Source organism: Brochothrix campestris FSL F6-1037 (assembly GCF_000525915.1).
Taxonomy (GTDB): Bacteria; Bacillota; Bacilli; order Lactobacillales; family Listeriaceae; genus Brochothrix; species Brochothrix campestris.
The window spans coordinates 1-5,457 of record NZ_AODH01000052.1 but is presented as its reverse complement, the minus strand read 5'-3'; the positions used below and the strand labels follow the sequence as shown (position 1 = coordinate 5,457).

General features: G+C 32.3%; 9 protein-coding genes. 3 read left to right on the top strand and 6 right to left on the bottom strand.

Features of this window, described 5'->3' with window-relative positions:
* Together BCAMP_RS10590 and BCAMP_RS10585 are read left to right on the top strand one after the other, a co-directional pair.
* Positions 1–290 (top strand): IS3 family transposase (locus tag BCAMP_RS10590; RefSeq protein WP_035315534.1); only part of this gene is annotated, 290 nt, incomplete at its 5' end.
* A 267-nt stretch (positions 291–557) separates the two neighbouring features.
* Positions 558–962 carry a Pycsar system effector family protein gene (locus BCAMP_RS10585; RefSeq protein WP_269479293.1) on the top strand — a complete coding sequence of 135 codons (405 nt, stop codon included), beginning with the start codon at positions 558–560 and terminating at the stop codon, positions 960–962.
* Between the two features lie 57 nt (positions 963–1,019).
* Here BCAMP_RS10585 and BCAMP_RS10580 read toward each other — a convergent pair whose 3' ends face one another.
* From BCAMP_RS10580 to BCAMP_RS10560, 5 genes are all read right to left on the bottom strand, one after another.
* Complete coding sequence (locus BCAMP_RS10580) at positions 1,020–1,796, bottom strand: hypothetical protein (RefSeq protein WP_035315531.1); 777 nt, start codon at positions 1,794–1,796, stop codon at positions 1,020–1,022.
* Positions 1,750–2,106 carry a hypothetical protein gene (locus BCAMP_RS13975; protein WP_035315529.1) on the bottom strand — a complete coding sequence of 119 codons (357 nt, stop codon included), beginning with the start codon at positions 2,104–2,106 and terminating at the stop codon, positions 1,750–1,752. The genes BCAMP_RS10580 and BCAMP_RS13975 overlap by 47 nt, the downstream gene beginning before the upstream one ends.
* Before the next feature lie 275 nt (positions 2,107–2,381).
* Positions 2,382–2,777 (bottom strand): hypothetical protein, encoded by a 396-nt coding sequence (locus BCAMP_RS10570; protein ID WP_035315528.1) that lies wholly within the window; start codon positions 2,775–2,777, stop codon positions 2,382–2,384.
* A 100-nt stretch (positions 2,778–2,877) separates the two neighbouring features.
* Positions 2,878–3,609, bottom strand: coding sequence for a hypothetical protein (locus BCAMP_RS10565; protein ID WP_035315526.1), 732 nt, complete (start codon positions 3,607–3,609; stop codon positions 2,878–2,880).
* A gap of 196 nt (positions 3,610–3,805) precedes the next feature.
* Complete coding sequence (locus BCAMP_RS10560) at positions 3,806–4,480, bottom strand: hypothetical protein (RefSeq protein ID WP_035315524.1); 675 nt, start codon at positions 4,478–4,480, stop codon at positions 3,806–3,808.
* A gap of 378 nt (positions 4,481–4,858) precedes the next feature.
* Here BCAMP_RS10560 and BCAMP_RS10555 point away from each other — a divergent pair, with 378 nt between their 5' ends.
* Positions 4,859–5,128, top strand: coding sequence for a hypothetical protein (locus tag BCAMP_RS10555; RefSeq protein ID WP_035315522.1), 270 nt, complete (start codon positions 4,859–4,861; stop codon positions 5,126–5,128).
* Between the two features lie 4 nt (positions 5,129–5,132).
* Here BCAMP_RS10555 and BCAMP_RS10550 read toward each other — a convergent pair.
* On the bottom strand, positions 5,133–5,457 hold a 325-nt coding region (locus tag BCAMP_RS10550), incomplete at its 5' end, for an IS30 family transposase (protein ID WP_035315520.1).

Genomic DNA, 5,457 nt, shown 5'->3' with positions numbered 1-5,457 from the left:
TGTTTCACACGGATCGAGGGAAAGAATTTGATAATCGGTTGATTGATGAAGCGCTTGAAACATTTAATATTCAACGTTCACTAAGTATGAAGGGTTGTCCTTACGATAACGCTGTAGCGGAAGCAACATTCAAAGTGTTTAAAACAGAATTCGCAAACCAAGCTCACTTTTCCAATCTTAATCAGCTAGAACTTGAATTAAATGATTACGTTCATTGGTTTAACAACATCCGTATTCATGGAACATTGGGTTATTTAACGCCTACCGAATTTAAATTACAGCCCTTATAATTTTTGTTCAATTTACTGTTGCCATTCCAAGATAGATGTAATTAATATATTAAATTAGGATGTGATTATTATAATGGGGGAAAAAACAATGAATATCTAGAAAAAAAATTAGAAAGTGTAAGTGTATGGATAAATAATTGCGATACAAAAGTATCATTTGCTCTGGCTTTTCTTGGAATATTACTTGCAGGTTTTATATCTAGCAGTACTTTTATAAAAGGGTATGATTTTTTTAATACAGTTTAATCTCCTCGATATTCCGAAAACATGTATATATTTTCACTTTGGATCATAAATTTGTTAAGTATTCTATGTTTTATAGTTTTTATAATTGGATCTTTCATATTCTTGATGAGAGCCTTAAAAGGAAGAATTGATATTGAAGAATTTGAAGAAGATGAAATAATTACAGATTCATTAATGCATTTTCAAACTATAGGAAATCAAGAATTTAAAGACTTCACACAAAAAATAGAGGATGAAACACCTGAAAAAATAAAAGAAGATTTATTATCTCAAATATATATCAATTCAAAAATTTGCACAAAAAAATTCAAATTATATAATAACGGTATCTTATGGTTAACAATGTCTACAGTAGCTTTCATAGTAGTTTTTTTTAAGTGCTTTTTTATTAAATTAAAAATAGGAAAAGCGTCTCATTTAAAATAATGAGTCGCTTTTTTTGTAGTAAAATATTTTTTTCACTTTTTCATTTAATTAAAGACGTTATTCTTGCACTTTTTCGTAACCATAACCTTCATACAACTTAAGAACAGATTCTAACGAATAAGTATCGTCTTTTTCATCAGATAATGCTTCCATATCTGCTACATTTACTTTGTTTTTGTCGTCTGCAATAATATTTGAAAATCCAACTATGGCGGTATAACTGTCTTCTAGTTTACTTTCAGTGCCACCAGAGTATTCTTTTATACTAAAAACACCTATTAAATTCCCGTTTGTTGTTGAAGAATCAAACATTGTATAAGATGAGCTTTCAGAATCTGTATCTTTATCAAATTGTCGGTACATAAGCGTCTCTTTTTTCACTTCATATCGAGTACCCCATGAATCTTCTACATGACTATCCTCATAAGACCTATTAACTTCTTCATTAATCATTCGTGTAATGTCTTTCATATTGGCGATATCTTTTGCATTTTTTAATACGTTATCTAAATGTTGTACTTTAAATTTTGGAGCAAAGTTATCCTCTAACACATAGCCATTGTCGTTTAATTCAGAAATAACTTCTTTATCTAAAATAATAGTCGCATTATCATCATTCTTTAAGTAACCATCATTTTTAATTTCAAACTCAACAGAATCTAATGGACTGTCAAATACATTATCTATTTTTGAAGTTCCTCTCCCACTAGCACCTGTAAAGTTGATAACAAGGTTTTTCTCAACTTCTTTATTAGTTAATTTTTTTGGTTTATCTAAACCAGTGACTTTAATTGTTTTTTCGCCACCTTTTATTTTTTTTCGTTTTTTCCTCATATACTGTGATAGTTACTTTTATTTCATCACCATTAGATAAATTTTTGTCTTTATCAAGTTCAATTTTGTAGTAATCATCCATATTTTTAATTTCATTTTTCACTTCTTCATCTGCAATATTACTAACAGAGTCAAGATCAAAAACATCTTTTATTAATTTTTCCTCATCAATAGAAGCTGATGCTGATCCTTTGCTGTCAATTCCTGAAAAGTTCACTTCTACATAGTCAGTTAATTTTTTTGAGCTCCCACAAGCTGTGAGTAGTAATACGATGGTACAAAGAAATAATAAAGCTGTTATTTTTTTCAATAAAAACGCCCCCGATATATTTATTAGATAATACATACTAATTTTAGCATAAGATCACTACTAATAAGTATAGTTATTTTAAAAAAGTAACTATATCGTTGCGTAAAGACAGTCTTTAAGTATCTTAAATATAGTTATATACGTTGATGAAAAGAAACGATTGACTGTAATAAATAGCCACACATCATTAATTGGATGGCTACAATAAAAAAGCAACTACTCATAAGTAGTTGCTTTCAAATGAATGTAGTAACGTGTAATTAAAAATATCGTGATTAATAAAAAGGATTCTCTTCTTTTTTAGATGCGAACGCCTCATGAATGGCATCTAAGTAATAATTATCTGAATCAGATAGAGATGTTGGAAAAGAGTATCGATGGCCATGTTGCAATCGTAAACTATTAAGATGTTCCCATAATTTACTGCCTGTCCCCGCTCTCATATCCGTTGTAAGCAATTCTTTTCGTGAAACAACAGTAATATCACAGCCTGCTTTTAAAGTGCTGACAGCTTGCCAAAGCATATCTAAACAAATGAGTTGTTCATCAATCGCGTCACTATGCGTTGTCAGGGTTTTATAATGCCCCTTGTATTTAATCACATAACCCGCATAGGCCACATGATCCTGTTTAAAATAATGAGCTTCTGTATAGATGGTTATCTTTTTCATACCTTCTCTCCTTAAATACGAACATTATTTTCCCCTGCAGGCGAAAATCGTTCGGTAATGTACGTGTTTTAAAAGACCAGGCATTAAATTTTATTCGTATTTAAGCAAGCGCGTCTCCATTATTCTCTTTATTTGATACGTGGTACAATCTTTCAAATTCTTCTGTCGTATAACCTTCGATAGCTCCAAGTATATTTTTTACTAGATAGGTGTTTGCCTCAATTGAAAAGGCCGCTTTTTGTGCGAAAATTTGTAGTTTTCCTCTTTTTTTTGTTCTTTCCACGATATGAGGATGACAAAAATCTCGAATGATTTTGTCGTTTTCGCCACTAAAGTGTGTAAATGTATAGGCTTCTTTTGGCGTACATACTTGATATGAGGCTTTTACTGAATAATCTTTCACACCAAGAAACCCCATCATATCTTTTGAAACAAGTTCACTTAAAAGAATAGCCCCGTAGTTATCGGTGGCCAACTGAACACCATCCCAATAAAATTCGTCTGCTACAGAGATTTGTAAGTGACGACACTCATTTTTTGTAAAATAATTAAAAATTTCTTGTTTCTCTATCACGCGATAATAGTATTCTTTACCTTGTTCAGTCACCACTTGAAACACAGTGAATTTTTCATTCTTTTTAGGGTAGTAAAAAGCTTCTTCTTTCAATTGGTTAAGCGTTTTAGTACACGTAGCAATCAGAAGACAAAGTTCACATTCTGAACTCTTTGTCACACGATGACCGTAAGTTTTTGTTTTATGTTCACTGCGTAAATCATCTAAAATAGCCATTAAACGTTGTTTTTCTTCTTCAATGATATATTTTGGTCGCATGATTATCTTCCTTTCATAAGAATTAACTAAAATGCCTCATACTACGTACTATGAGGTTTCATTATAGGGACGAATCAGAAATTTTCAAATTGAGATCCACACCTTTTTCTCTGCAATATTATAAAGTTCCTCGAATTCTTCTTTATCATAGCTATCCAATCGTCCTACCGCATTTTTAGTGAGGTAAGTCTCTGGTTCAATAGCAAATGACCCTCGTTTGGAAACGATATGAATTTTGTTTCCTTTTTTTTGTCTGTTGTGCAGGAGATGGTTCACAAAAAACAATGACTTCTTCATGATTTTCACCATCATAGAAAATGAAATCGTCCGATTCTTTTCGGGTACACTCTTTGATTGATTTAACATTTGAGTAAGATTTTTCACCAATCCGTCCTGTTTTATCTTTACGAATAATGGTTTGTAAAATAACAAACCCTTGTTTTCCTGATTCTAAAACAATAGAATCCCAGTCGGACTCTTCGATCACTGTTAATTCCAAGTGTTTCAGTTCGTCTTTATCGAAATCTTTTAGCACTTCTTTTTTAGTCAAGACGCGGTAATAGTATTCATTACCTTCTTTTGTACGGACATGGAACACTTTAAATTTATTCACTTTGATAGGAACTCTTTTTTGAGTCGGTTCGTAATAAGCAAGACTGGCTTGTTTTATTTTTTTAGGTTCAAGTTTATCAATTTCTTTTTCAAGTTTGTTAATAATATCACTGCATTTTGCGATCCGTTGACAGGTTTCACATTCTGAATTAGAACCTGCGGGGTGTTTATAATCAAGAGGCTTATGTTCATCGTAAAGGTCACCTAAGATGATAAACATGCGTTGCTTTTCTTTTTTGATGGTTCTTTGGTCTTTCATAAGCACGATCCTTTCGTTAACTAGTCATCATTTTTAGTTTACCATTTAAGTTCAAATAATTGAAAAAAGAAACGTCAACAAATGAAAGGATTTGTAACAAATACCGTCACAAATCCCTTGATAAAACCCATTTTTTCGCGTGTTTCTTGACCCTCACGTCGTTCTGTTTTCATGTGCTAGCCGTTTACTGCTTTTGCTTATAGCCCCTCTATCTTTAAACGAAAAGGGTAAAATGCACGACAAGTCGCCCTTTATCTTTTAAAGATAGAGGGGCTTTTTAATAAGCACAGCAAACGACTTCATTCACTGACAAAAAAGAAACACGCAAGAAAAAAAGATCTGACACTACTCAAAAAAAACCAAAGGGAGAGATTAAAAATGAAATTAGATTACAGTGAAACATGTATTTCAACGACCGCACCCGAAAGTTACGACTTTGACCGATACAATTTTGAGTATCGCACAGGTCTTTCCACGAAAGAATGTTCCATCACCATCGACTTTAAAAACAATGAAATTAGAGGCGATATGATTGCTTATGGTTCGTGGTGGGAATTAGAAGTTTTTGAATGTTTCCCTTATCTCGAGTTCGTTTTAGAGAATAAACAAAGCAGACGAAGTTTTGAAGCTATCCTAGATAAACTATGATTTGTCAAATTAAGTTGGACAATTGTTCTTCATTTACGTCACTCAAAAACACTTCCAATGGTGTCCGGTAGTTTAATGATTTTCTTGGGATGTGATTTCTTTTTGAAGCAACAGCTGAACTGAAGTTTTGGTCAACTTGGTTAAAGTCCATCTTTTTCGGGAAGCCATTTCGACGCAAAATGCCATTAGAATTTTCGTTTAGACCGCGTTGTGAAGGTGTTCCAGGATCCGCAAAATAGATAGAGATATCATTCGAGTTACTCATTTCTTTCCAGTTTGAGAATTCTTTTCCACAATCAAACGTGATTGATTTAAACATATGTTCGGGG

Excerpts from the sequence above, each read along its gene's own strand:
- BCAMP_RS10585 (WP_269479293.1), top strand. The coding sequence starts at position 558 with ATGTATATATTTTCACTTTGGATCATAAATTTGTTAAGTATTCTATGT.
- BCAMP_RS10580 (WP_035315531.1), bottom strand. The coding sequence starts at position 1,796 with ATGAGGAAAAAACGAAAAAAAATAAAAGGTGGCGAAAAAACAATTAAA.
- BCAMP_RS10570 (WP_035315528.1), bottom strand. The coding sequence starts at position 2,777 with ATGAAAAAGATAACCATCTATACAGAAGCTCATTATTTTAAACAGGAT.
- BCAMP_RS10565 (WP_035315526.1), bottom strand. The coding sequence starts at position 3,609 with ATGCGACCAAAATATATCATTGAAGAAGAAAAACAACGTTTAATGGCT.
- BCAMP_RS10560 (WP_035315524.1), bottom strand. The coding sequence starts at position 4,480 with ATGAAAGACCAAAGAACCATCAAAAAAGAAAAGCAACGCATGTTTATC.
- BCAMP_RS10555 (WP_035315522.1), top strand. The coding sequence starts at position 4,859 with ATGAAATTAGATTACAGTGAAACATGTATTTCAACGACCGCACCCGAA.